The sequence below is a fragment of the Streptomyces javensis genome (assembly GCF_039525925.1).
Taxonomy (GTDB): Bacteria; Actinomycetota; Actinomycetes; order Streptomycetales; family Streptomycetaceae; genus Streptomyces; species Streptomyces asiaticus.
Genome location: NZ_BAAAIF010000259.1, coordinates 1 through 907 on the forward strand (window position 1 = coordinate 1; position 907 = coordinate 907).

Annotated in this window: 1 protein-coding gene; it reads left to right on the top strand. The window is 79.4% G+C overall.

Annotated elements, in window-relative coordinates:
- Window positions 1-205 precede the first annotated feature (205 nt).
- Window positions 206-907: NADH-quinone oxidoreductase subunit C (locus ABD329_RS47850; protein ID WP_344318298.1), on the top strand; the 702-nt coding region annotated here is incomplete at its 3' end.

The following is a 907-nucleotide window of genomic DNA, read 5'->3' on the forward strand; positions in this document are numbered from 1 at the left end:
CGGGGCCGTGGGCCCGAGCGGGACTGAGCCGAGCGGGCCGGAGCCGACTGGGGCCGAGTCGACTGGGGCGAGGGCTGCGGGGTCTGCGAAGCCGACCGGGGCCGTGGGGCCGAGCGGGACCGAGCCGACCGCGGCGGAGCCGAGCGGGGCGGAGGCGACCCGGGCGGCGGAGGCCGCAGGGGTTCCGGGGGCGGAGGGCGCTGAGGTGTCCGAGGCGGAGCTCGCGGCCGAGGCCGCGCCGCCCGTGGGGTGGCTACCTCGCTCCGCCGCCGAGCTGTTCGGCGAGGGCGCCACGGCGGAGGAGGCGTACGGCCTGCTGACCGTCGACGTCCCCGCCGACTCCTGGACCGCGGCGCTGGAGACGGCCCGCGACACCCTCGGCTGCACCTACTTCGACTGGCTGAGCGCGGTGGACGAGCCGGGCACCGGTTTCCGGGTGGCCGCGCGCGTCGTCGCCCTGGGAGCCCCCGGGGCGACGCCTGGGGCTGGGCCCGGGGCCGGGCCCGCGGTGCGCGGTCTGCTGCTGCGCACCACCGTGCCGCACGAGGCGGCCGCGCTGCCGACCGCGACCGGTGTCTACGCCGGGGCCGCCTGGCACGAACGCGAGACCCACGAGATGTTCGGCATCGGCTTCCCCGGCCACCCCGGTCTCGCGCCGCTGCTGCTCCCCGACGGCTTCGAGGGGCATCCGCTGCGCAAGGACTTCGTACTGGCGGCCCGGGTCGTCAAGGCGTGGCCCGGCGCGAAGGAGCCCGGGGAGTCCGAACACGGCGGCCCCAAGCGGCGCCAGATGCTGCCGCCGGGTGTCCCCGACCCCAACGAGTGGGGCCCGCTCAAGGGCCAGTTGCCCCCTGCCCCGGCCCGCCCGGCCCGGGGCGCCCGCGCCGCGGGCGCCGCCGCGGGCGAG